Origin of the sequence: Mesorhizobium sp. BAC0120, assembly GCF_033542235.1 — a bacterium.
In the GTDB taxonomy this organism is placed as follows: domain Bacteria; phylum Pseudomonadota; class Alphaproteobacteria; order Rhizobiales; family Rhizobiaceae; genus JAWRCU01.
In genome coordinates this window covers 149078-170412 of the sequence record NZ_JAWRCU010000011.1, presented here as the reverse complement: position 1 = coordinate 170412, position 21335 = coordinate 149078, and the positions used below count along the sequence as shown (strand labels likewise).

The window sequence follows — 21335 nt, the reverse complement described above, 5'->3', positions numbered from 1 at the left end:
ACCTAACAGCCGTCGCCTGAATGGGAATTTCAGGCGTCCCGTCATCATTCGATTTTTCTGGAAACCCATGACAAGGTACATCCCGCTCCGCCAGGCTGCGGCCTGCGCGCTTCTGCTCTCGCTCGTAGCTGCATGCAGCGAATCGAAAAGCTCGGCCAGCCCTCCGGCCATGCCGCCGGCCGGGGTCAGCGTCATACAGGTCAAGCCGCAGGCGGTCCCGATCGTCAACGAATTGCCCGGACGCATTGCCCCGACGCAAATCGCCGAAGTGCGTCCGCGCGTGTCGGGTATCATCATCAAGCGCGTCTTCGAGCAGGGCAGCCTCGCCAAGGAGGGCGACGTCCTCTACAGAATTGACCCTGCACCATTCCAGGTCCAGGTAGAGAGCGCCAAGGCCACGTTGCAGCGTGCGCTCGCCAGCCAGTTGCTGGCACGCCAGCAGGCGGATCGGCAGACGGAGCTTCAGCAGAAGAACATCACCAGCAAACAGGAGCTGGACAGCGCGACCGCGCAGCTGGCGCAGGCCAACGCCGATGTCGCCGCCGCTCAGGCTGGGCTCGATGCCGCCAAGCTCAACCTGCAATATGCCGATGTGAAGGCGCCAATCAGCGGCCGCATCGGACGCGCGCTCGTCACGGAGGGCGCGCTCGTCAGCGCCACTGGGCCGGAAAAGCTCGCCACGATCCAGCAGCTGGACCCGGTCTATGCGGATTTCACGCAGTCGTCCCAGGAACTGATGAACCTGAAACAGGCGGTGAAGAAAGGGCTTCTGCAAAGCCCGACCGAAGGCGCGGCGACAGTGCGCCTGCTCTTTGACGACGGCACCGAATACGCCCATCCCGGCCAGTTGCTCTTCTCCGAAGCCACCGTCGACGAGACGACCGGCCAGATCACCATGCGGGCACAGTTCCCCAATCCCGACGGTGACCTTTTGCCCGGTCTTTATGTGCGGGTGCAGATCGAGCAGGCCGTCGAGCAAAGCGCGCTCACCGTGCCGCAGCAGGCAATCCAGCGGGATACCAGCGGCCGCCCACAACTCTATGTGGTCGCCAAGGACAACGTCGCCGAGCTTCGTTCCGTGGAGATTGGCCGCGTGGTCGGGAACCAAGCCATCGTCACCAAAGGATTGCAGGCCGGCGACCACGTCATCGTGCAGGGTTTTCAGAAACTTCGGCCCGGCGCAACCGTCGCGCCCGAGGAATGGAAACCGGCCGCAGCACCTGCCGCCACGTCCAGCACCGAAAACAAGGCCTCCGAAGGCTAAGGCTGCTTCATGTCCAGTTACTTCATCGACCGGCCGATCTTTGCCTGGGTCGTCGCCATCTTCATCGTGCTGGCCGGCGCAATTTCGATTCCGCTGCTGCCGGTCTCTCAATATCCGAACGTCGCGCCGCCGCAGCTTACCGTCTACACGACCTATGCCGGCGCCTCGCCCCAGGACATCTACCAGAGCGTGACGCAGCCCATCGAGCAGGAGCTCAACAGCGTCAAGGACCTGCTCTATTTCGAGTCGACCTCCGACTCGTCGGGGCTGATGCAGGTCATCGTGACGTTCAAGCCGGGCACCGATCTCAGCGAGGCCAGCGTCAACGTGCAGAACGCCATCCGCCGCGTCGAGGCGCGCCTGCCGGACGCCGTTGCACGGCAAGGCGTGCAGATCAGCGAGTCCGGCTCGAGCTTCCTGATGCTGGTCGGTCTCAAATCCACCGATAGCTCCATGGATGCCGTCGGCCTGGGCGACTATCTCAACCGCAACGTGCTCGGAGAGATCTCGCGCGTCGAGGGGGTGGGCCGCGCCCAGCTCTTCTCCTCGCAGCGTGCCATGCGCGTCTGGCTCGATCCGGACAAGATGCTGGGGCTGAACCTGACCGCCACGGACGTGATGGCCGCCATCGGCGCGCAGAACGTGCAGGTCTCGGCAGGCCGTGTCGGCGCAAAACCCAACCCGATCGCGCAGCAGATTTCGGCTAATGTTCTGATCAAGGGCCAGCTGACCAATCCGGATGAGTTCGGCGCAATCATCCTGAGGGCCAATCCCGACGGCTCGACGGTCAGGCTGCGCGACGTTGCCCGCCTCGAGATCGGCGCGGAAAGTTATAATTTCTCGACCCGCATCGACGGCGAGCCGGCCGCGGCAATCGCCGTGCAGCTTGCGCCGACCGGCAATGCGCTGGCGACGTCGGAAGCGGTGCGCACCAAGATGACGGAGCTGGCGCGCTTCTTTCCGCCCGGCGTCGAATACATCATCCCCTACGACACCTCCCCCTTCGTGCAGGTCTCGATCGAGAAGGTGCTCCACACGCTGCTCGAAGCGATGGTGCTGGTCTTCGCGGTCATGTTCCTGTTCCTGCAGAACATCCGCTACACCGTCATTCCCGCGCTGGTCGTGCCTGTTGCGCTGCTCGGGGCCTGCGCGGCCATGCTCGCCACCGGGTTCTCGATCAACGTGCTCACTATGTTCGCCATGGTGCTGGCGATCGGCATCCTGGTCGACGACGCCATCGTTGTGGTGGAGAATGTCGAGCGCATCATGGCCGAAGAGGGCCTGCCGCCACGCGAGGCCACACGCAAGGCGATGGGGCAGATCAGCGGCGCCATCATCGGCATCTCCCTGGTGCTGACGGCGGTGTTCGTGCCGATGGCCTTCTTCCCGGGCGCGGTCGGGGTCATCTACCGCCAGTTCAGCCTGACCATGGTCGTGTCGATCCTGTTCTCAGGTTTTCTGGCGCTGTCGCTCACGCCGGCGCTCTGCGCGACCTTTCTGAAACCCATTCCGGCCGGACATCACGACAAGCGCGGCTTCTTCGGCTGGTTCAACCGCGGGTTTAAGAAAACAACCGATGGCTATACGTCCTGGGTGAGTTGGACGGTCCGCCGGGCGGGCCGCTTCATGATCATCTACCTCGCGCTGCTGGCCGGCCTGGGCTGGGCCTTCATGCGGCTGCCGACCTCCTTCCTTCCCAACGAAGACCAGGGCTTCGTCATCGTCGACATGCAGGCGCCGCCCGAGGCGTCGGGCAATCGCACCCTCGACGTGGTCAAGACCGTGGAAGGCATTTTCAGCAAGGAACCTGCCGTCGAGCACAGGGCGGCGGTGCTCGGCTTCAGCTTCTCCGGCGCAGGCGACAATGCCGCGCTCGCCTTCATCACCTTCAAGGATTGGGCGGAGCGCGGCATACAAGACTCTGCGCAGGCAATCGCCCAGCGCGCGAACGGCGCGCTCTTCCAGTTGAAGGACGCCATTGCCTTTGCCCTGTCGCCACCGCCGATCGCCGGCCTCGGCACGTCGAACGGCTTCACCTTCCGCCTGCAGGATCGCGGCGGCGTCGGCGAAGAGGGGCTGGCCGCGGCGGCCGCGCAGCTGATGGATGCCGCGTCCAAGAGCCCGGTCCTGACCGGGCTGCGCATCGAAGGCATGCCCGACTCCGCGCAGCTCAACCTGATCATCGACCGCGAGAAGGCCAACACCTTCGGAATCGCCTTCGCCGATATCAACTCGACGATTGCGACAAATATCGGCTCGACCTACGTCAATGACTTCCCGAATGCCGGCCGGTTGCAGCGCGTCACGGTGCAGGCGGACGAGGGCAAGCGCATGCAGGCGGCCGACCTCCTGAAGCTCAACGTGCGCAATGCCAATGGCGGCATGGTGCCGCTCTCTGCTTTCGCCCGCGTCGATTGGACGAAAGGTCCGCTGCAGGTGGTCGGCTATAACGGCTATCCGGCCGTTCGCATCGGCGGCAGCGCAGCGCCGGGCTTTTCCTCCGGCGCGGCAATCGAGGAGATGGAGCGCCTCGCGGCGGAGTTGCCGCCCGGTTTCGGCTATGAATGGACACAGCAGTCGCTGCAGGAAATCCAGTCCGGCTCGCAGGCGCCGTTCCTTATGGGGCTGACGGTCCTGTTCGTGTTCCTGCTGCTCGCCGCGCTTTACGAAAGCTGGTCGATCCCGCTGTCGGTCATGCTGGTGGTGCCGCTCGGCATCATCGGCGCGGTGCTGGCCGTGACCATGCGCGGCATGGAGAACGACGTCTATTTCAAGGTGGGCCTGATCACCATCATCGGCCTGTCGGCAAAGAACGCGATCCTGATCGTCGAATTCGCGAAGGATCTGAGGGCTGAGGGCAAATCGCTGTTCGAGGCGACGGTCGAGGCCGCGCAAATCCGCTTCCGGCCGATCATCATGACCTCGCTCGCCTTCACGCTGGGCGTCGTGCCGCTGGCGATCGCCACCGGCGCGAGCGCCGCAAGCCAGAACGCCATCGGCACCGGCGTGATGGGCGGGATGATCACGGCCACGATCATTGCCGTTCCCTTCGCGCCGATCTTCTTCGTCTTCGTGATGAAGCTGTTCGGCAGCAGAAAATCGCAGGAGGGCGAAGCGGGAATTGAGCCAGCACAGGCTCCAGCCGAATGAGGCATCCGGTCGTCGCCGCCGGTAGGCCGGCTGCTGCCGCTGGCGTGTGCAGCAATTTGCGGTACAACGGCCTTTCCACGAAGGGGAAAGCCATGGTTGCCAACGCTGAACGCAAGGACCGCCCGATCTCGATGCGACTGCCTAAGGCCGAGCTCGCAATGATCGACCGCGCGGCGGGCCTGCGCGGTCGTTCGCGCACGGACTTCGTGCGCGAGGCTGCCGTACGCGCTGCCGAGAATGTGTTAATGGAAAACCTGCTTATTCGCATGAGCCCGGAGGGCTTCGCCGACTTTGTGGCTGTCCTGTCAGTAGCTGGGGTCCCGGTGCCCGAAGTCGTTGAACTGGCAAAGCGTGCGGCGCCATGGGAACCCGGCTACGCGGCAAAAAGCTGAGCGTTGGATCGAAACCGATTTGAGCGCCGTCGCGATTTCTCAGGTCGATGAATGACCACGGAAACCTTCTTCGCAAAGATTCGGACATACGCCGATCTGTCGGAGGAAGCCGAAAGCGCCTGGGCTGCGGTTCTGCGACCCAACCAATATCTCAAGGACGAGTCTCTTGTCAGGGCAGGCGACGTACCGACGAGCTACGCCTTCGTGGTCGAGGGCCTGTTCTACCAGCACTACGTTGGTCCAAACGGCGACTTGATCATCAAATACTTCTTTCCGGAGAACCGCATCGCCGCCTCGGTCAGCGCCACGCTGCTCGGCGAGCCGAGCCTGTTCGCCATCACCGCCATCGAGGACAGCACCGTTCTCGAATACGACTTTGCGGCCTTCAGAAAGCTCGTCGCCAAGTTTCCCGATATCGCCGCCTTCTACATCCGCTACATGGAACGCCACTGGATCATTGAGAAGGAGCCGGACGAAGTCTCTTTTCGGCATGACGATGCGATGAAGCGCTACCGCGACTTCATCCGCCGCGAACCGGACCTGCACAAGCGGCTGAAGCAGCACCATATTGCGGCGTGGCTGGGCATCACACCCGAAAGCCTAAGTCGCCTCCGCCGCGCTATCGCCTATGGCCGGATGGTTCGTGATTGAGGCGATTCCTTACCAAACATCAATTCTCTCCCTCCGCATCACCTCTAAACACTCACCGGCAAGCGGTCGCGATGACGAGCATGGCGGCGCTTATCGGACTGAGCCGCAAGTGTATCGCCGCAAATTAAGGGAGATGTGAGATGACCAAGATGATTTTCGTCAACCTGCCGGTGACCGACCTGCCGCGCGCCAGGGCCTTCTACGAGGCGCTGGGTTTCATCAACAACGCCCAGTTCAGCGACGAGAACAGCGCGGCCATGGTCTGGAGCGAGACCATCAACGTCATGCTGCTTACTCATGCCAAATGGCGCAACTTCACCAATCGCCCGATTCCGCCGGCAAGCTCGAGCGAGGTGATGTTGGCGGTCTCCTGCGACAACCGCGAAGCGGTCGACAAGATGAACGAGGCTGCGGCGAGCAACGGCGGAACGGCCGACATCAACCCAAAGCAGGACTTCGGCTTCCTGTACAACCGCAGCCTCGCTGACCCCGACGGCCATGTTTGGGAAGCGCTGTGGATGGATCCTGCGGCGTTTCCGTCGGCCGGCTGAGGCATCGGCGCGAGCCAGGGCTGGCCCCCGTGGGGCCTGCCCTGGCACATTGAGCAGACTTACCTGCTGAGCCGATGATTCCACGATATGCATAGGCCAATTCGGCGACACTTATTGGCTGCACGGTGATCGAGATGACCGACAGAACCATCAGGGTCAGGTGGTAACAAGCACCCGCGGTACGGCAGGAATTTCCAGCTTCTCCAAGGCATACCGATAAGACCGAAAGCGGCATGCCCTGACGGCCGGAGAGCCGCGGCATCCAGCTGCGAAAAGGCGCGTCGCCTCCTATATTTTTCGAAACAGCAGGCACCTCGCCGGATGGAGGGGTGCGCAAATCCTAGCCGTGCGGCGAGTTACAGCCGCGGGAGGAAGGGCAGATATTGGGTTCAATCGACAACATCCCTGCCCAGGAGTTGAACATGTCTGAATTCGATCTCGCCGGTTTCTCGAAGGCCGTGGCCGACCGCGCCGAGGCCGCAGCCTCGTTGACCGCAAGCGTCAGCGTGGACCGTCATCATTTCGCCAGCGCCTTCCACTGGCGCGACGGCCTCTATGTCGCCCCGGAGGAGGCGGTCGATCCCGACGCTGAAATCGTGACGACGCTGGCGTCCGGCGAAAATGTGAAGGCCGAGCTGCTCGGCAGCGACGCGGCAACCGGCATCGCCGTGCTGAAGCCGGCCGGCGCCTCGCCGCTGTCTCCCTTCGCTCATGCCAGAGGGGTTCGCGCCGGCGCGCTGGCGATCGTTGCCGGGCGCAACGGCAATTCGCCGCTTGCCGGCTTCGGTGTCGTCAATGAGGCAGGTCCTGCCTGGCGCAGCATGCGCGGCGGGCTGATCGACCGCCGCATCGGCCTTTCGGCCGGGCTGGACGGCCGCTTCGAAGGCGCTGCCGCGCTCGACGTCGACGGCGCCTTGATCGGCATGGTGCTGTTCGGCCCGCGCCGCCGCGCGCTGGTGATCCCGGCCGAGACGATCGACCGCGTCGCGCCGGTGCTTGCCGAAAAGGGCCGTCTTGCCCGCGGCTATCTCGGCGCCGGCTTGCATCCGCTCCGCGACGAGCGCGTGTCTGGCGCGATCGTGATGAAGCTCGACGACAGTGGACCGGCAAAGCGTGCCGGCCTCTATGTCGGCGACGTTATCACCCAATGGAACGGCGAAGTCGTGCGCGGCCCTCGCGACCTGGTCCGCAGGCTCGGACCGGACAGCGTCGGAGCGGCGGTGAAGCTGTCGATCCTGCGCGGCGGCCAGACGCAGCAGGTGGATCTCACGGTCGGCGAAAGACCTTCGGCTTGAACGGATGGATGGCGGCCCTGAACTGATGGCGGAGAGACGGCCGATTGTCCTCATAGCGCTCCCCGACCGCGTGCGGGCGGAAGAGCTTGCCGCTTACCTCACAGAGGAGGAGGGCATGCGGACCGTCCTAGAGACGGGCAACGAGCAGGACGTGGGCTCGACCGATGGACACGACCTCGCCGTCACCGACGGCCGGACGCTCGATGCCGTGACGCCCCATGTCGTGCTGGCGGAGCGGACTCCGGCGGGCGCCAATATTCGCGCGGTCCTTCGCCCAACCAGTGCCGATTCGGTGATTGCCGCCGCGCTTCGCTTGGCTGCGGCGGGTTACAGGACGGTGCCGGCGGAGTCAGCCCGCGATCCGGCCGGCGAGCGCAGCCTCGCGAATGACGCTGGGACCTCCCTTGTAACCTCCCATGCTGCCGCGCAGCCAGTAGCCCTTACCCAGCGGGAAAGGCAGGTGCTCGCGCTGCTCGCCGAGGGCGCCTCGAACAAGCTGATCGCGCGCAAGCTGGACATCTCGGTTCACACCGCGAAGTTTCACGTCGCCGCCATTCTGGAGAAGCTCGGCGCCGTCAACCGCACCGATGCCATAGCCATCGCCATGCGCGAGGGGCTGGTGCTGATTTGAGAGTAAGCGCCGGAGACCGGGCGCTGGGATTGTCCCAGGAAGCTGCTACGCCACCGCCCTTGCCAGAGCGCATTGCGACCAGAGGTCGGAGAGCGCGCCGATCAGATGGTCGATGTCGGCATCGGTATGGAGCGGCGACGGCGTGATGCGCAGGCGCTCGGTCTTGCGCGGCACCGTCGGGTAATTGATCGGCTGGACGTAGACGCCGTAATTATCCAGCAGGATGTCGCTGATCCATTTGCACTTCACGGGATCGCACACCATCACCGGCACGATGTGGCTCGGGTTCGGCAGGTAGGGGATGCCGAGCCTGTCGAGGCGAGCGCGCACCTTGGCGACCCGATCGCGGTGCATTTCCCGCTCGACGTTGCTGACCTTGAGATGGCGGATCGAGGCGAGCGCGCCGGCCGCGACATGCGGCGGCAGCGACGTCGTGAAGATGAAGCCGGAAGCAAAGCTGCGGATGAAATCGCAGAGCCTGGTCGAACCGGCGATATAGCCCCCGACGACGCCGAACGCCTTGCCGAGCGTGCCTTCGATGATGGTGAGGCGATCCATCAGCCCTTCGCGCTCGGCCACGCCGCCGCCACGCGGGCCATACATGCCGACCGCATGCACCTCGTCGAGATAGGTCATGGCGCCGTGCTTGTCGGCCACGTCGCAGATTTCCTTGATCGGCGCGATGTCGCCGTCCATCGAATAGACGGACTCGAAAGCGACGATCTTCGGCACGTCGCGCCCATATTCCGAAAGAAGCCGGTCGAGATCCCGGGGGTCGTTGTGCTTCCAGATGCGCTTCTCGGCCCTCGAGTGGCGGATACCCTCGATCATGGAGGCGTGGTTCTGCTCATCCGAGAAGATCACCGCACCGGGGATATGCGCGCCGAGCGTGCCGAGCGTGGTCCAGTTCGAGACATAGCCCGACGTGAACAGCAGCGCGGATTCCTTGCCGTGCAGATCGGCAAGCTCGCGCTCGAGCAGCACGTGATAATGGTTTGTGCCGGAAATGTTGCGTGTCCCGCCGGCACCCGCCCCGCAACGGTCGAGCGCCTCATGCATGGCGGCAAGCACGGTCGGGTTTTGGCCCATGCCGAGATAGTCGTTGGAGCACCAGACGGTCACTTCTCTTTCGCCACGGTCGGAATAGCGTATGGCGCGTGGGAAATCGCCCTTCTTGCGCTCGAGCTCGGCGAAGACACGGTAGCGTCCCTCCTTGTGGAGGCCATCGAGCTTCTCGGCAAAAAGTGCTTCGAAATCCATCTGTTGCTCCTGCACTAGCCACCGTACCCGGTGGGCTGGCGGCTTTCTAGACAATTCGGTCGTGCCTGTCAGGTGACCTTTGGTCGCAAACCTGTCTTTGATCCAGCACAAACCTGCGCGGAGTATCGAGGCATTCCCCGTCAGATCCTGCGGCTCGCTGCAGGATCACTTCATTCACCCTTAGGCCAACGTGCACGGAGCTTTCCAGCATCCGGGCCAGAGATATAATGTCACACTGCGTGAACGCCTGCCCGGGCGAGTTGTATATAGGGCCGTAGGCGAATCTCGGAAGCTCAGGGACGATGGCGGCGAGGAGACTGCGTGACGAAGACCTTGATCGCCCCTTCCATTCTGGCCTCCGATTTCTCGCGGCTCGGCGAGGAAGTCGAGGCGGTGGACGCCGCAGGCGCCGACTGGATCCATCTCGACGTGATGGACGGCCACTTCGTGCCAAACATCACTTTCGGCCCGCCCCTCATCAAGGCGATCCGCGATCGCACCCGCAAGCGCTTCGATTGCCATCTGATGATCTCGCCGGCCGATTTTTATATTGCCGCCTTCGCGGAGGCTGGCTGCGACAGCATCACCGTTCATGCCGAGGCGGGACCTCATCTCGACCGCTCGCTGCAGGCGATCAGGAACCACGGCAAGAAGGCTGGCGTCGCGATCAATCCGTCGACGCCGGAGAGTGCGATCGAATATGTGCTGGACCGGCTCGACGTCATCCTTCTGATGACCGTCAACCCGGGCTTCGGTGGGCAGGCCTTGATTCCGGCCATCCTGGACAAGATCAGGCGGGTCAAGGCGATGATCGGCAGCCGACCGATCCATATCGAGGTTGATGGCGGCATTTCGGTCGAAACCGCGCCGCTCGTCGCTGCGGCAGGCGCTGGCGTGCTGGTCGCCGGTTCGTCGATCTTCGAGGGCGGCGCAGAGGGTGAATATCGCGCAAGGATCGAGAGATTGCGCAATGCCGCCGACGGCGCCATAGCCAAGGTTGCGTGAGCATGCAAGGGAGAGTTCCATGTCAGCTGTACCTCCGGTTTGCGATTTCGGATGGAAAGCCATCGACGCGACATTGCCCGGCGTCGACCGGCGCAAGCGCTCGATTTTTGCGGAGAAGGGACCGAACGGGCTGGTTGTCGCCTTCATCTGCAACCATTGCCCCTATGTGAGGGCCGTGATCGACCGCATCGTACGCGACGCAAACGACCTCAAGCCGCACGGCATCGGTTTCGTGGCGATCAGCTCGAACGATGTCGAGACCTATCCGGAAGATTCATTCGAGAAGATGCAGCTCTTCGCGAAGAAGCACGATTTCACCTTCCCCTATCTCTATGACGAGGATCAGTCGGTCGCCCGCGCTTACGGCGCGGTCTGCACGCCGGATTTCTTCGGTTTCAACCGCGCGCTGGAGCTGCAGTATCGCGGCAGGCTCGACGCCTCGCGCAAGGAGACGGGACCGTCGGACCTGCGCCGTGACCTCTACGAGGCGATGGTCGAAATTGCCAGGACCGGCCGTGGACCGGCCGAGCAGGTAGCCTCCATCGGCTGCTCGATCAAGTGGAAGGAGCACGCATGAACGGCTTCGTCCACGAAGAGCCGCATTGGCCGCGCGCCGTTCTGTTCGACCTCGACGGTACGCTGATCGATTCGGTCCCCGACATCAGGGCTGCCGTCAACGAGCTGCTTGCCCGCCGCGGTCTTGGCCCGCTGCCGCTCGACCAGGTCAAGTCGATGATCGGGAACGGCGTGCAGAAGCTGGTCGAGCGCGCCTTTGCGGCGACCACGGAATCGCTTTCGCCCGCCGAGTTGCAGGACGAATACATGGCGATGCTCGATATCTACGCGAAGCATCTCACGGGGCTGACGACGCTGATGCCCGGCGTGCGCGGTGCGCTCGACGCCCTTCATGGTGAGGGCGTGCGTCTTGGCCTTGTCACAAACAAGCCGCAGCGCTTCATCGAGACGATCCTCGATCATTTCAGGCTGGCCCATTTCTTCGGCACGGTGATCGGCGGCGATGCCGGCGTCGCCAAGAAACCGGCACCCGACATGCTGCTTGCGGCTCTGGATCAGTTCGGCGCGAAGCCGTGGGATGCCGTGATGGTCGGCGACAGCGTTTCGGACGTGAAGGCAGCACGCGCGGCAGGCACCTTCGCCATCATCGTGCGCGGCGGCTATACGGTCGTTCCCGTCGAACAGCTCGGCGCGGACGTCGTGATCGACAGCTTCCGTCAGCTCGGGGGCGTGCTGCCGACGCTCAAGCCGGCCGCTTAGAGCCTTCTGCGTTTAGGTTGGGGCTGCCCCTCACCCTCACCCTCTCTCCGTTAAAAACGGGGAGAGGGGATTCTGAGACGTTGTCGCCCCCTCTCCCCGTCCTTACGGGGAGAGGGTAAGGGTGAGGGGCAGCGCCTGCGTCAGGCGCAGAACGCTCTAGTTCAGGCCGCCTCGCCGCGCGCTCACACTCCCGTCCGCTCCAGCGCAAGGTGCTGCACGAGCATGATCGTTTTGGCGTCGACGATGTCGCCATTGGCAATGAGCGCCAGCGCTTCGTCGAGCGAAATCTCCAGCACCTCGATGTCCTCGCCCTCGTCGGCTGCCCCGCCGCCGTCGGAAATGCGGTCGGATGGCCGATACTCGGCCAGGAAGAACCACAGCCGCTCGGTGACGCTGCCCGGGCTCATGTAGGGCGCATAGAGGCGGCGGACGTCCTTCAGGTGATAGCCCAGCTCCTCTTCCGCCTCGCGGCGGATGCAGGTCTCGGGATCGTCCTCGTCGAGCAGACCGGCGCAGGCCTCGATCAGCGGCTCCTTGTGGCCGGTGACATAGGCCGGGTAGCGGAACTGCCTCACGAGCAGGATCGTGCCGCGTTCGCGGTCATAGGGCAGGATGACCGCGCCGTCGCCGCGGTCATAGGTCTGCCTGACCTGCGTCTCCCAGGTGCCGTCGCTGCGGCGATAATCGAAAGTCGTCTTTTTCAGCACCGCCCATTCGTCGGAGAGCACTTCGATGGAGCGGATTCGGATGCGGTCGTCCAAGGTCAATCTCCCGACATGTGTGCTGCCGCCTACCGGAATAACGTCGCCGTAGTGTGGCAGCAACCGCCGGAACGCTGCTTCCGGTCGGACGTTGTTCAGCGAAGGTCATGCAAGACAGGATTGGCTTCGATGATACGTCACGGAAGCTGCAGTTGCGGTCAGGTCCGCTATCAGGTTTCGGGCGAACCTTCGCGGGTTGGTATCTGCCACTGCACCTCATGCCGGCAGGAGACCGGCAGCACCTTCACCGCCTTCGCGGTCTGGCCGCGCTCGGCATTCCAGTCGAGCGGCGACTTCGCAACGTGGAGCGGCCGCAGCTTCTGCCCGAAATGCGGCTCTCGCCTGTTTGCGTTGCGTGACGATGAGGCGGAGATCAAGATCGGCACGCTCGAAAACGCGCCGACCAACTTCACGCCCCAATACGAGCTCTGGACCTGGCGGCGCGAGCATTGGCTGCGCCCGGTGGATGGCGCCAGGCAGTTCCAGCGCGACCCCGACGAGTGACGGCTGACTTTAACTCCGCGCCGGGATCGCGATGCCGCGCTGGACTGCCGGACGTTCGAGACCGCGGTCGAGCCAGGCCGCGACATTCGGGAAGCTGTCGAACTCGACGATGTCGCGCGCGCCATAGAAGCCGATCAGGTTGCGCACCCAGCCGAGCATCGAGATGTCGGCGATGGTGTATTCCTCGCCCATGATCCAGTCGTGGCCTACGAGCCGCGCGTTCAACACGCCGAGTAGACGCTTCGATTCGTCGCGATACCGGTTCAGCGGGCGCTTGTCCTCGATATCCTTACCGGCGAATTTGAAGAAGAAGCCGAGCTGGCCGAACATCGGGCCGATGAAGGCCATCTGAAAGAACACCCACTGGATCGTTTCGTAGCGGCGGGCGAGATCGGCAGGCAACAGCTTGCCCGTCTTCTCGGCGAGATAGACAAGGATCGCGCCGGACTCGAACAGACCGAGCGGCTTGCCGCCGGGACCGTTGGGATCGAGGATCGCCGGGATCTTGCCGTTCGGGTTGAGCGAGAGGAATTCCGGCGTCCAGCTTTCGTTGTTGCCTATATCGACCAGATGCGCCTCGTAGGGGAGGCCGACCTCCTCCAGCATGATCGACACTTTCACGCCGTTCGGCGTCGGCAGGGAATAGAGCTGGAGGATATCCGGGTTCCTGGCCGGCCAGCGTTTGGTGATCGGAAAGGCGGAAAGGTCGGCCATCTGAACTCCTGGCAAATTCGAGAGGGATGAAGGTGGTGAAAGGACGCTGCTTCGATTTGGGCGGTCGGCGGCGATCGGCAATGGCGGGAAACGAGATCTGCTCCGGGGTGGTCGTTTGGTCTCAGGCTTCCTTGACCGCGATGACGGCGTTTGTGCCGCCGAAGGCGAAGGCGTTGCTGAGGGCAGCTCGCACCTTGCGCTGGCGTGCGACGTTGGGCGTCACGTCGAGGTCGCAGTCGGGATCCTTCTCGCGGTAGTTCGCGGTCGGCGGGACTATCCCCTGGCGGATCGCCATGACGCAGGCGATCAGCTCGATCGCGCCGGAGGCACCCATGCAATGGGCGTGCATCGACTTGGTCGAGGAAACCGACACGGCTTCTGCATGCTTGCCGAAGGCGCGGCGGATCGCCTGCGTCTCGAGCTGGTCGTTGAACTTGGTGCCGGTTCCGTGCGCGTTGACGTAGTCGATATCTTCCGGCGCAAGATCGGCGTCGGCAAGACAGGCCTTCATCGCCGCAGTCGGCCCCTCCACGGTCGGAGCGACGATATCGGATGCGTCGCCCGACATGCCGGTGCCGGCGAGCTCGGCCAGAATGGTCGCGCCGCGCGCCTTCGCATGCTCATAGGTCTCGAGCACCGCCATGCCTGCGCCCTCGCCTAGCACGAGCCCGTCGCGATCCGCCGAGAACGGCCGGCAGGTGTCGCGGGCAACCGCGCGAAGTGCCTCCCAGGCCTTCAGCACCCCATAGGTGAGCGGCGCATCGGTGCCTCCGGCAAGCATGACATCGGCGCGGCCGAGCCTCAGCTGATCGGCCGCCGAAGCGAAGGCATGGTTGGAGGAAGAGCAGGCCGAGGTCACGCCAAAGACCGGGCCGCGCAAGCCGTAGACCATGCTCACCTGACCAGCAGGGGCCCCCGGCATGGCGCGCGGGACCGCAAAAACATTCGCGCGCGACCGCTTCTCAACCAGCAGGCCGCGATAATTGTCCTCCAGCGTTTCGGCTCCGAAAATGCCGGTGCCGACCACGGCGCCGATGCGCGCGGTGTTGGCTACGGTGACCGAAATTCCGGACTGCCTGAGCGCTTCGCCGGCCGCGATCACCGCGATCAGGCTATAGCGATCCATCGTCGCAAGCCGGCGACGGTCCAGCTCACCATCTGGGACCTGCTTGATCTCCGCGCCTATCCGGACCTTCACCTCGTAAAGCGGCGTGGTCGTGATGTCGCCGATCGCCGAGCGGCCGGCCTTCATCGCGTCCCAGATCGATGGAACGTCGGTGCCGAGTCCGCAAATTCCGCCAAGGCCGGTGATGACGATGCGTTGCCGCGCCATTCTCAAGCCGACCTAGCCTTTTGCAGCGATCAGGGCACGCGTCGCTTCGACAATGTCGCCGACATTCTTGAGCTTGTTCCAGGCCTCGACCGTGTTCATCTCGATCTCGATGCCGTACGCCTCCTCGATATCGAAGACGATCTCCGTGAGTTCGAGCGAATGGATACCGAGTTGGTCCAGCTCGGTGTCGACAGTTATTTCATTGCCGTCGGGCTCGGCGTGCGCTTTTATCTTGTTGATGATCTCAGTTGCCAGCTGATCTGCCATTGCGCGTTCCCGAATTGATCCGCCCTGCCTGCGTAAAGACAAGCTGCCGCCATGGACCGCATAAGACAGTTGGCCTGCTCTTAATTAGCGTCCCGGAAAAAAGCGGCTGTTTGTTCTATAGAAACCAAATCGCGGCGAGGCAACAGCCGAAACCGGCGCTCGATCTGGCGGCTCGATCCGGCCGTTCTGCTTCAAGCCTGGATTTTGGCCAAACAGGCTGGCTGGAAGGAGTAGCGCATGCGACACGAGCATGACTTCTCCGCGGTTGCCGCCGAGCGGGTCTCGGCGCGCGGCGAGCTCGTCGTGGTGGCAAAAGCCGACCGCACGCGGATCGAGCGGCTTTATCAGGAAGGCGCCGCAAAGCTCAGGATGCCGACGAGAGAGGCCGACCCGCTCGAGGCCGTGCTCATCAATACGGCCGGCGGCTTGACCGGAGGCGACCGGCTCGACTGGGCAGTGACGGTCGGAGAGGGAGCGTCGGCGGTTGTGACGACCCAGGCTTGCGAAAAACTCTATCGTGCATCGTCCGGCACAGCCGAAGTCGGCTGCCGCCTGTCGGTCGCCGCCGGCGGCCGGCTCGCCTGGCTGCCTCAGGAAACGATCGTGTTCGACAATTCGGCGATTTGCCGCCGGATCGATCTCGACCTTGCTCCAGGCGCCGAGGCGCTGATCATGGAGGCGACGGTCTTCGGGCGCCGGGCCATGGGGGAACAGGTCCGGCATGCTCGTTTCTCCGATCGCTGGCGGGTATGGCGGCGCGGAAGCTTGATCCACGCCGAGGATTTCGCGGTCGGCCCGGAGATCGACGGGCAGCTCGCCTCGCGCGCCGCGCTCGGCGGCGCGGAAGCCTTCGCAACGGTGCTGCTTTTTTCGGAGGATGCTGCCGCGAACATCGACGCAGCGCGTGCCATCATCGGCGAAGCCGGCGGGGCAAGCGCCTGGGAGGTCGCCGGGTCTGGCAAGCTTCTTGCGAGGCTGGTCGCCGGCGACGGCTATACGCTTCGCAGGCGGCTGATCCCACTTCTGGAGCTGCTCAACGAGCGGGCAGGCCTGCCCAAAGTCTGGACACTTTAGGTACCCACGCATGTATCTGACGCCACGAGAGAAGGACAAGCTTTTGATCGCCATGGCCGCGATCGTCGCCCGCAGGCGGCTGGAGCGCGGGGTCAGGTTGAATCATCCCGAGGCGATGGCGCTGATCACGGATTTCGTGGTCGAAGGCGCCCGCGACGGGCGTTCGGTAGCCGAGCTGATGGAAGCGGGCGCTCATGTCGTTTCGCGGGACCAGGTGATGGAAGGCGTCGCCGAAATGATCCACGATGTCCAGGTCGAGGCCACTTTTCCGGACGGCACCAAGCTGGTCACCGTCCACGAACCTATCCGTTGAACGGGAGGAACGATGCTCGAACTCAGGCCGAATTGCGAATGCTGCGACAAGAATCTGCCGCCCGATTCCCGCGAGGCGATGATCTGCACCTTCGAGTGTACGTTCTGCGCCGATTGCGCTGAAAACGCCTTCGGCGGCCTCTGCCCCAATTGCGGCGGCAATTTCGCCCCGCGGCCGATCAGGCCGGCCGGAAAGCTTCTGAAATATCCGGCCTCGGCGAAGCGCGTGCTGCGTGAGGATTGCGTGACGCTTCGCGAGAGCGCCTGATCGTATGACGATATCTGCACGAAAGGTTTTGCCATGCTTCCTTCGATGACCAGGAAAGCCGCTCTCTCTGCCCTGCTGCTCGCCGCCGCCGCGGCACCGGCCTACGCGCATGTCGGCGTCGACTCGACCTCGTCTTTCGCTACCGGCTTCGGCCACCCCCTGTCCGGCCTCGATCACGTGACAGTCATGATCGCCGTCGGTCTCTGGGCCGCGCTCAAGGGCGGCCGCGCGATCTGGGCATGGCCCGCCGCCTTCGTCGGCGTCATGCTGATCGGAGGAACGCTCGGCATGCTGCATGTGCCGTTCCCCTTCGTCGAGCCGGGGATCCTCGCCTCGGTGGTTGCATTCGGCCTGCTGGTGGCGCTTGCGGTTGATCTTCCGGTCGCCGCTGGCTCTGTCGTCATCGCCCTGTTCGCTCTCCTTCACGGCAATGCCCATGGTACCGAGGTGCCGGAGAGCGCCGGCGGCCTCGATTACATGGCAGGCTTTGCGCTGGCGACCGTGCTGCTGCACGGCGTCGGAATTGCTGCCGGGCTCGGTCTCAGCCTGAAGTTTCGCTACCTGGTACGAGCGGCGGGCGCTGCCTGTGCGGCAATCGGCGTCGGGCTGGCCTTGGGCGCGATCTGAGGCCAACGCCATGATCCCCGGAGAAGTCATCCCCGCCGATGGTGTGATCGAGCTGAACAAGGGTGCGCCGACGGTGACGCTCAGGATCGCCAATAGCGGCGACCGACCTATTCAGGTCGGCAGCCACTATCATTTCTTCGAGACGAATGAAGCCCTGCGCTTCGACCGTGAGCAGGCGCGCGGCATGCGGCTCGACATTCCAGCCGGGACCGCTGTGCGCTTCGAGCCCGGCCAGGAGCGCGACGTCACGCTCGTGCCCCTTTCGGGGAAGCAAACCATCTACGGCTTCCAGCGGAAGGTGATGGGGAAGCTGTGAAAATTACGCCGCAGCTACATGTGTGCCGTCCGCGCTGCACGCCCGCATTGCTGGGGTCGGGCGGCTTATTTCACATAGACCGTGAGCCTGCCGTCCGCGTCCATATCGGCGGCGACCACCTTGGTCACGTCAACGTGCTTGGCCTCGAGCGCCGAGTTCAGCGTGGCGTTCGACTGCAGCGCCGCCTGAACCTCCTCAACTTTAGGCTTGTTTCGCATGATCGTCGTCTCGAGGCTGCTGCCCGTGCCGGTAAGCGACGACACGTCGACTACGTGCACGGACTTTACCTCAATGGCCTTCCTGATGGCGGAACTGCTCTCTTCGCTGGCGTCGATCGCCGACATCACGGTCTGGGTATCCGCCTTGCCAGTGCTGCCTGTCTGTTGCGTGTCGACCTTCGCGCCGCCGGCAAACGCGGGTATCGAAAAGGCACCGGCCATCAGCGCGGCTGCAATAAGCGTCTTCCTGCATTCCATGACGAATCTCCGATTGTCTGTTTCGACGGACCTCCCGCGGAAGTTGCACCCCAGGCCGCGCTATCTCTTTGTTCACGTATCGGATCCATGCGAAAACCGCTTCGCGCTTTTCGGTCCGATGCCCAGGGAAAACCGACGGCTGGCCAAGCGGTTCCCTGGCCGATGACGGGACCACCCCTGCGAGGCTCGGCCGCTTCGCGTCTGCCGGACTCAGTGAGGTCGCATCGATCCTCGCGTGGGCAAAGCAACCAACACAAGTCCTGAGAGGAGATGAGCAATGACGGCACAACGCTACACGGGAGGCTGCCAATGCGGCGCTGTTCGCTACGAGGTCACGGTCGACCTCGATCACACCATCGCATGCAACTGCTCGCGCTGCGGGCGGCTAGGCAGCATCTTGACCTTCGCGCCTACGGAGAGCTTCACGCTGCTCTCCGGCGAGGAAAGCCTGACGGATTTCCAGTTCAACAAGCACGTCATCCATCATCTCTTCTGCAAGGTCTGCGGAATCGAATCCTTCTCCCGCGGCACCAAACCCGACGGCACCGAGATGGTCGCGATCAATGCCCGATGCCTGGATGGTATCGACGTCTTCGCGTTGAATCCGGCCAAGTTCGACGGCCGCGGCAGCTAGAGCATCAAATCGAAAGGTGAGGAGCGGTTTTGGGACAAAGCCGATGCCAAAACGAAGCAAAAGAGCGGCGTGGCGCTTCCACTTGAAGGCACGCCGCTCTGAAGCATCGGTCCGAAAGATGCGAAGCGGCTTTCGGATAAATCCGATGCGTACACAAAGAGATAGAGCGGCGTGGCGAACCAACTGGAACGCACGCAGCTCTACGAGGAGAGCTGCGTCGGTGCAAACTCCGGCGGCCACCGATGGATGTATCTACCGCTCTCGCACCGCGTGGCCACTGCCACGGAACGAGGCAAGCCTGGCCCTCACGGGGTCAACTTTTTTTCTTGGTGATCAGCGTCAGGGCGCCCTTGTCGGTCAGACTGGCGGCGATGACCTGGGCCGAGCTCAACCCTTTGGCTTCGAGTGCGGATTTGACTTGAGGCGTGGCATCGATCGAGCTGCGCAGCTTCTGAAGATCGGCATCACTGCGCTGGGAAACGATCGTGTTGACCTGCGCTTTCGTCTCCTGGGGCAGTTGGTCGATATCGACGATATTGATGCTTTGGATTGTAGGCGCGGTCGATGGAGCCTGCTGCTCCGGCTGGGCCGAGGGCTGATCAGTCTGCGGAGCGGGTTGCTGCTGGGCGCCGGCAGCCGTCGCGAGCATGAGGGCGGCAGCAGCCGTCAGAATCGTCGTTTTGCGCATGGACTTTCCTTTCCATCGTTTGACAGACGACCAACTAGGGGACGACCCCGCGAGTTCAAATGCGCAATGCGCTCAGATGCCGCCGCTGATCGGGTCATTCCGTGACCATATCGTGGCGGAAATGTGCAACCGGGCTTCATGCAGGACCGATTGGTAAGGGGATCGCCGATGGCTAGAATCTCACGCGCTGCCTATGCTCAGATGTTCGGGCCGACCGTCGGCGACAAGGTTCGCCTCGCCGACACGGAGCTCTTCATCGAGGTGGAGAAGGACTTCACCGTCTATGGGGAAGAGGTGAAGTTCGGCGGCGGCAAGGTGATCCGCGACGGGATGGGCCAGAGCCAGGTTGCGCGGGCGGCCGGCGCGGTCGACACCGTCATCACCAACGCCCTGGTGGTCGATGCGACGGGCATCTACAAGGCCGATGTCGGCCTCAGGGGTGGCCGTATCCACGCGATCGGCAAGGCCGGCAATCCGGACACGCAGCCTGGCGTCGATATCATCATCGGTCCAGGTACCGAGGCGATCGCTGGCGAAGGCAAGATCCTGACGGCCGGCGGCATGGACGCGCATATCCACTTCATCTGCCCGCAGCAGATCGAGGAAGCGCTGATGAGCGGGATCACCACTATGCTCGGGGGCGGCACGGGCCCCGCGCACGGAACGCTGGCGACCACCTGCACGCCGGGGCCGTGGCACCTCGCCCGCATGATCCAGTCCTTCGACGCTTTCCCGATGAATATCGGGATCTCGGGCAAGGGCAACGCCTCGCTGCCCGCCGCGCTCGAGGAGATGGTGCTTGCGGGCGCCTGCTCGCTGAAGCTCCACGAGGACTGGGGCACCACCCCTGCTGCGATCGACTGCTGCCTGTCCGTCGCCGACCGGTACGACATTCAGGTGATGATCCACACCGACACGCTGAACGAGTCCGGCTTCGTCGAGGACACGATCAGGGCCTTCAAGGGCCGCACCATCCACGCCTTCCACACCGAGGGTGCCGGCGGCGGCCATGCACCCGACATCATCAAGGTCTGCGGATTGCCGAACGTGATCCCGTCCTCCACCAATCCGACGCGGCCCTACACGGTGAACACGATCGCTGAGCATCTGGACATGCTGATGGTCTGCCATCATCTGTCGCCCTCGATCCCGGAAGATGTGGCCTTTGCCGAAAGCCGCATCAGGAAGGAGACCATCGCGGCGGAGGACATCCTCCACGACATCGGTGCGTTTTCGATCATCTCTTCCGACAGCCAGGCCATGGGCCGCGTCGGCGAGGTACTGATCCGCACATGGCAGACCGCCGACAAGATGAAGCGCCAGCGCGGCCGTCTGGCCGAGGACGCTGGCGACAACGACAATTTCCGCGTCAGGCGCTATATCGCCAAATACACGATCAACCCGGCGATCGCGCACGGGCTCGCGAAGGAAATCGGCTCAGTCGAGGTCGGCAAGCGCGCCGACCTGGTGCTCTGGAACCCGGCCTTCTTCGGCGTGAAGCCGGATATGGTACTCATCGGCGGTATGATCGCGGCCGCGCCGATGGGCGATCCCAGCGCTTCCATCCCGACCCCGCAGCCGGTGCATTACCGGCCGATGTTCGGCGGCTACGGCAAGGCGATCACGAACTCCTCGGTTACCTTCGTTTCCAAGGCGGCTCTGGACGCTGGCCTGAAGTCGAAGCTCGGGGTCGAGAAGGAGATGATCGCAGTCGAGAACACCCGCGGCGGGATCGGCAAGCATTCGATGGTGCTGAACGACGCAACGCCGAATGTCGAGGTCGACCCCGAGACTTACGAGGTTCGTGCCGACGGCGAGCTCCTGACCTGCAAGCCGGCCACGGTGCTGCCGATGGCGCAGAGGTATTTTCTGTTCTAGATTGGAGGC

Annotated in this window: 25 protein-coding genes; 18 read left to right on the top strand and 7 right to left on the bottom strand. The window is 63.6% G+C overall.

The features are described 5' to 3' along the window. Window positions 1-67: 67 nt before the first annotated feature. The 7 genes from SAZ10_RS23145 (at window position 68) to SAZ10_RS23115 (ending at window position 7934) form a co-directional block, all read left to right on the top strand. On the top strand, window positions 68-1264 hold the full coding sequence (locus tag SAZ10_RS23145; protein ID WP_318611747.1) for an efflux RND transporter periplasmic adaptor subunit: 1197 nt from the start codon (window positions 68-70) through the stop codon (window positions 1262-1264). Between the two features lie 9 nt (window positions 1265-1273). Next, window positions 1274-4414, top strand: a complete 3141-nt coding sequence (locus tag SAZ10_RS23140) for an efflux RND transporter permease subunit (protein ID WP_318611746.1) — start codon at window positions 1274-1276, stop codon at window positions 4412-4414. A 92-nt stretch (window positions 4415-4506) separates the two neighbouring features. Further along, the gene (locus tag SAZ10_RS23135; RefSeq protein ID WP_318611745.1) at window positions 4507-4806 is read left to right on the top strand and encodes a DUF1778 domain-containing protein; all 300 of its coding nucleotides are present in this window, start codon (window positions 4507-4509) and stop codon (window positions 4804-4806) included. 51 nt (window positions 4807-4857) lie between these two features. Further along, complete coding sequence (locus SAZ10_RS23130; protein ID WP_318611744.1) at window positions 4858-5457, top strand: Crp/Fnr family transcriptional regulator; 600 nt, start codon at window positions 4858-4860, stop codon at window positions 5455-5457. Window positions 5458-5597: 140 nt separating this feature from the next. Further along, window positions 5598-6008 carry a VOC family protein gene (locus tag SAZ10_RS23125; protein ID WP_318611743.1) on the top strand — a complete coding sequence of 137 codons (411 nt, stop codon included), beginning with the start codon at window positions 5598-5600 and terminating at the stop codon, window positions 6006-6008. 422 nt (window positions 6009-6430) lie between these two features. Further along, window positions 6431-7303 (top strand): S1C family serine protease, encoded by an 873-nt coding sequence (locus SAZ10_RS23120; RefSeq protein ID WP_318611742.1) that lies wholly within the window; start codon window positions 6431-6433, stop codon window positions 7301-7303. A 25-nt stretch (window positions 7304-7328) separates the two neighbouring features. Further along, window positions 7329-7934: a helix-turn-helix transcriptional regulator gene (locus tag SAZ10_RS23115; protein ID WP_318611741.1), complete on the top strand. Its 606-nt coding sequence runs from the start codon at window positions 7329-7331 to the stop codon at window positions 7932-7934. 45 nt (window positions 7935-7979) lie between these two features. On the opposite strand, the gene hemA is transcribed toward SAZ10_RS23115, so the two are convergent. Then, window positions 7980-9194 (bottom strand): 5-aminolevulinate synthase, encoded by a 1215-nt coding sequence (gene hemA / locus SAZ10_RS23110; RefSeq protein ID WP_318611740.1) that lies wholly within the window; start codon window positions 9192-9194, stop codon window positions 7980-7982. A 321-nt stretch (window positions 9195-9515) separates the two neighbouring features. On the opposite strand from hemA, the gene rpe reads away from it, so the two are divergent. Genes rpe through gph form a run of 3 tightly spaced genes read left to right on the top strand, consistent with a single transcriptional unit; the run spans window position 9516 to window position 11474 of the window. Next, a complete protein-coding gene (rpe, locus tag SAZ10_RS23105; protein WP_318611739.1) occupies window positions 9516-10199 on the top strand; it encodes a ribulose-phosphate 3-epimerase in 684 nt (227 codons plus the stop codon). Between the two features lie 19 nt (window positions 10200-10218). Further along, a complete protein-coding gene (locus SAZ10_RS23100; RefSeq protein WP_318611738.1) occupies window positions 10219-10776 on the top strand; it encodes a thioredoxin family protein in 558 nt (185 codons plus the stop codon). Then, the gene (gph, locus tag SAZ10_RS23095; RefSeq protein ID WP_318611737.1) at window positions 10773-11474 is read left to right on the top strand and encodes a phosphoglycolate phosphatase; all 702 of its coding nucleotides are present in this window, start codon (window positions 10773-10775) and stop codon (window positions 11472-11474) included. The genes SAZ10_RS23100 and gph overlap by 4 nt, the downstream gene beginning before the upstream one ends. A 182-nt stretch (window positions 11475-11656) precedes the next feature. Here gph and SAZ10_RS23090 read toward each other — a convergent pair whose 3' ends face one another. Then, window positions 11657-12235, bottom strand: a complete 579-nt coding sequence (locus SAZ10_RS23090) for an NUDIX domain-containing protein (protein ID WP_318611736.1) — start codon at window positions 12233-12235, stop codon at window positions 11657-11659. Between the two features lie 129 nt (window positions 12236-12364). Between SAZ10_RS23090 and SAZ10_RS23085 the strand changes: the two genes are divergently transcribed. Further along, on the top strand, window positions 12365-12739 hold the full coding sequence (locus SAZ10_RS23085; protein WP_318611735.1) for a GFA family protein: 375 nt from the start codon (window positions 12365-12367) through the stop codon (window positions 12737-12739). Between the two features lie 9 nt (window positions 12740-12748). On the opposite strand, the gene SAZ10_RS23080 is transcribed toward SAZ10_RS23085, so the two are convergent. The 3 genes from SAZ10_RS23080 to SAZ10_RS23070 all read right to left on the bottom strand — a co-directional run bounded on the left by SAZ10_RS23080 (window position 12749) and on the right by SAZ10_RS23070 (window position 15053). Next, window positions 12749-13453, bottom strand: coding sequence for a glutathione binding-like protein (locus SAZ10_RS23080; RefSeq protein WP_318611734.1), 705 nt, complete (start codon window positions 13451-13453; stop codon window positions 12749-12751). A gap of 121 nt (window positions 13454-13574) precedes the next feature. Beyond that, window positions 13575-14786, bottom strand: a complete 1212-nt coding sequence (locus tag SAZ10_RS23075; protein WP_318611733.1) for a beta-ketoacyl-[acyl-carrier-protein] synthase family protein — start codon at window positions 14784-14786, stop codon at window positions 13575-13577. A gap of 12 nt (window positions 14787-14798) precedes the next feature. Then, window positions 14799-15053, bottom strand: coding sequence for an acyl carrier protein (locus SAZ10_RS23070; protein WP_318611732.1), 255 nt, complete (start codon window positions 15051-15053; stop codon window positions 14799-14801). Between the two features lie 237 nt (window positions 15054-15290). On the opposite strand from SAZ10_RS23070, the gene SAZ10_RS23065 reads away from it, so the two are divergent. From SAZ10_RS23065 to SAZ10_RS23045, 5 genes are read left to right on the top strand one after another with little or no spacing between them, the layout of a single operon-like run. Continuing rightward, on the top strand, window positions 15291-16127 hold the full coding sequence (locus SAZ10_RS23065; protein ID WP_318611731.1) for an urease accessory protein UreD: 837 nt from the start codon (window positions 15291-15293) through the stop codon (window positions 16125-16127). 10 nt (window positions 16128-16137) lie between these two features. Next, window positions 16138-16440, top strand: a complete 303-nt coding sequence (locus tag SAZ10_RS23060) for an urease subunit gamma (RefSeq protein ID WP_318611730.1) — start codon at window positions 16138-16140, stop codon at window positions 16438-16440. A gap of 12 nt (window positions 16441-16452) precedes the next feature. Beyond that, window positions 16453-16707 carry a DUF1272 domain-containing protein gene (locus SAZ10_RS23055; protein ID WP_318611729.1) on the top strand — a complete coding sequence of 85 codons (255 nt, stop codon included), beginning with the start codon at window positions 16453-16455 and terminating at the stop codon, window positions 16705-16707. Window positions 16708-16740: 33 nt separating this feature from the next. Then, window positions 16741-17334 (top strand): HupE/UreJ family protein, encoded by a 594-nt coding sequence (locus SAZ10_RS23050; protein WP_318611728.1) that lies wholly within the window; start codon window positions 16741-16743, stop codon window positions 17332-17334. A 10-nt stretch (window positions 17335-17344) separates the two neighbouring features. Next, entirely contained in the window at window positions 17345-17650 is a 306-nt protein-coding gene (locus SAZ10_RS23045) for an urease subunit beta (protein ID WP_318611727.1), read from the top strand. 65 nt (window positions 17651-17715) lie between these two features. On the opposite strand, the gene SAZ10_RS23040 is transcribed toward SAZ10_RS23045, so the two are convergent. Beyond that, window positions 17716-18126, bottom strand: a complete 411-nt coding sequence (locus tag SAZ10_RS23040) for a hypothetical protein (RefSeq protein ID WP_318611726.1) — start codon at window positions 18124-18126, stop codon at window positions 17716-17718. Window positions 18127-18403: 277 nt separating this feature from the next. Here SAZ10_RS23040 and SAZ10_RS23035 point away from each other — a divergent pair, with 277 nt between their 5' ends. After that, window positions 18404-18760, top strand: a complete 357-nt coding sequence (locus SAZ10_RS23035) for a GFA family protein (protein ID WP_318611725.1) — start codon at window positions 18404-18406, stop codon at window positions 18758-18760. Between the two features lie 313 nt (window positions 18761-19073). Here the strand turns inward: SAZ10_RS23035 and SAZ10_RS23030 are convergent, their stop codons facing one another. Beyond that, window positions 19074-19448: a hypothetical protein gene (locus SAZ10_RS23030; protein ID WP_318611724.1), complete on the bottom strand. Its 375-nt coding sequence runs from the start codon at window positions 19446-19448 to the stop codon at window positions 19074-19076. A 168-nt stretch (window positions 19449-19616) separates the two neighbouring features. Here SAZ10_RS23030 and ureC point away from each other — a divergent pair, with 168 nt between their 5' ends. Next, window positions 19617-21326, top strand: a complete 1710-nt coding sequence (gene ureC, locus SAZ10_RS23025; protein ID WP_318611723.1) for an urease subunit alpha — start codon at window positions 19617-19619, stop codon at window positions 21324-21326. Window positions 21327-21335: the final 9 nt, after the last annotated feature.

Coding starts and splice junctions, on each gene's coding strand:
- SAZ10_RS23130 (WP_318611744.1), top strand. CDS start 4,858: ATGACCACGGAAACCTTCTTCGCAAAGATTCGGACATACGCCGATCTG.
- SAZ10_RS23045 (WP_318611727.1), top strand. CDS start 17,345: ATGATCCCCGGAGAAGTCATCCCCGCCGATGGTGTGATCGAGCTGAAC.
- SAZ10_RS23100 (WP_318611738.1), top strand. CDS start 10,219: ATGTCAGCTGTACCTCCGGTTTGCGATTTCGGATGGAAAGCCATCGAC.
- SAZ10_RS23035 (WP_318611725.1), top strand. CDS start 18,404: ATGACGGCACAACGCTACACGGGAGGCTGCCAATGCGGCGCTGTTCGC.
- SAZ10_RS23140 (WP_318611746.1), top strand. CDS start 1,274: ATGTCCAGTTACTTCATCGACCGGCCGATCTTTGCCTGGGTCGTCGCC.
- SAZ10_RS23070 (WP_318611732.1), bottom strand. CDS start 15,053: ATGGCAGATCAGCTGGCAACTGAGATCATCAACAAGATAAAAGCGCAC.
- SAZ10_RS23120 (WP_318611742.1), top strand. CDS start 6,431: ATGTCTGAATTCGATCTCGCCGGTTTCTCGAAGGCCGTGGCCGACCGC.
- SAZ10_RS23055 (WP_318611729.1), top strand. CDS start 16,453: ATGCTCGAACTCAGGCCGAATTGCGAATGCTGCGACAAGAATCTGCCG.
- SAZ10_RS23050 (WP_318611728.1), top strand. CDS start 16,741: ATGCTTCCTTCGATGACCAGGAAAGCCGCTCTCTCTGCCCTGCTGCTC.
- SAZ10_RS23125 (WP_318611743.1), top strand. CDS start 5,598: ATGACCAAGATGATTTTCGTCAACCTGCCGGTGACCGACCTGCCGCGC.
- SAZ10_RS23075 (WP_318611733.1), bottom strand. CDS start 14,786: ATGGCGCGGCAACGCATCGTCATCACCGGCCTTGGCGGAATTTGCGGA.
- SAZ10_RS23145 (WP_318611747.1), top strand. CDS start 68: ATGACAAGGTACATCCCGCTCCGCCAGGCTGCGGCCTGCGCGCTTCTG.
- gph (WP_318611737.1), top strand. CDS start 10,773: ATGAACGGCTTCGTCCACGAAGAGCCGCATTGGCCGCGCGCCGTTCTG.
- SAZ10_RS23115 (WP_318611741.1), top strand. CDS start 7,329: ATGGCGGAGAGACGGCCGATTGTCCTCATAGCGCTCCCCGACCGCGTG.
- SAZ10_RS23065 (WP_318611731.1), top strand. CDS start 15,291: ATGCGACACGAGCATGACTTCTCCGCGGTTGCCGCCGAGCGGGTCTCG.
- hemA (WP_318611740.1), bottom strand. CDS start 9,194: ATGGATTTCGAAGCACTTTTTGCCGAGAAGCTCGATGGCCTCCACAAG.
- SAZ10_RS23085 (WP_318611735.1), top strand. CDS start 12,365: ATGATACGTCACGGAAGCTGCAGTTGCGGTCAGGTCCGCTATCAGGTT.
- SAZ10_RS23040 (WP_318611726.1), bottom strand. CDS start 18,126: ATGGAATGCAGGAAGACGCTTATTGCAGCCGCGCTGATGGCCGGTGCC.
- SAZ10_RS23080 (WP_318611734.1), bottom strand. CDS start 13,453: ATGGCCGACCTTTCCGCCTTTCCGATCACCAAACGCTGGCCGGCCAGG.
- SAZ10_RS23030 (WP_318611724.1), bottom strand. CDS start 19,448: ATGCGCAAAACGACGATTCTGACGGCTGCTGCCGCCCTCATGCTCGCG.
- ureC (WP_318611723.1), top strand. CDS start 19,617: ATGGCTAGAATCTCACGCGCTGCCTATGCTCAGATGTTCGGGCCGACC.
- SAZ10_RS23060 (WP_318611730.1), top strand. CDS start 16,138: ATGTATCTGACGCCACGAGAGAAGGACAAGCTTTTGATCGCCATGGCC.
- SAZ10_RS23135 (WP_318611745.1), top strand. CDS start 4,507: ATGGTTGCCAACGCTGAACGCAAGGACCGCCCGATCTCGATGCGACTG.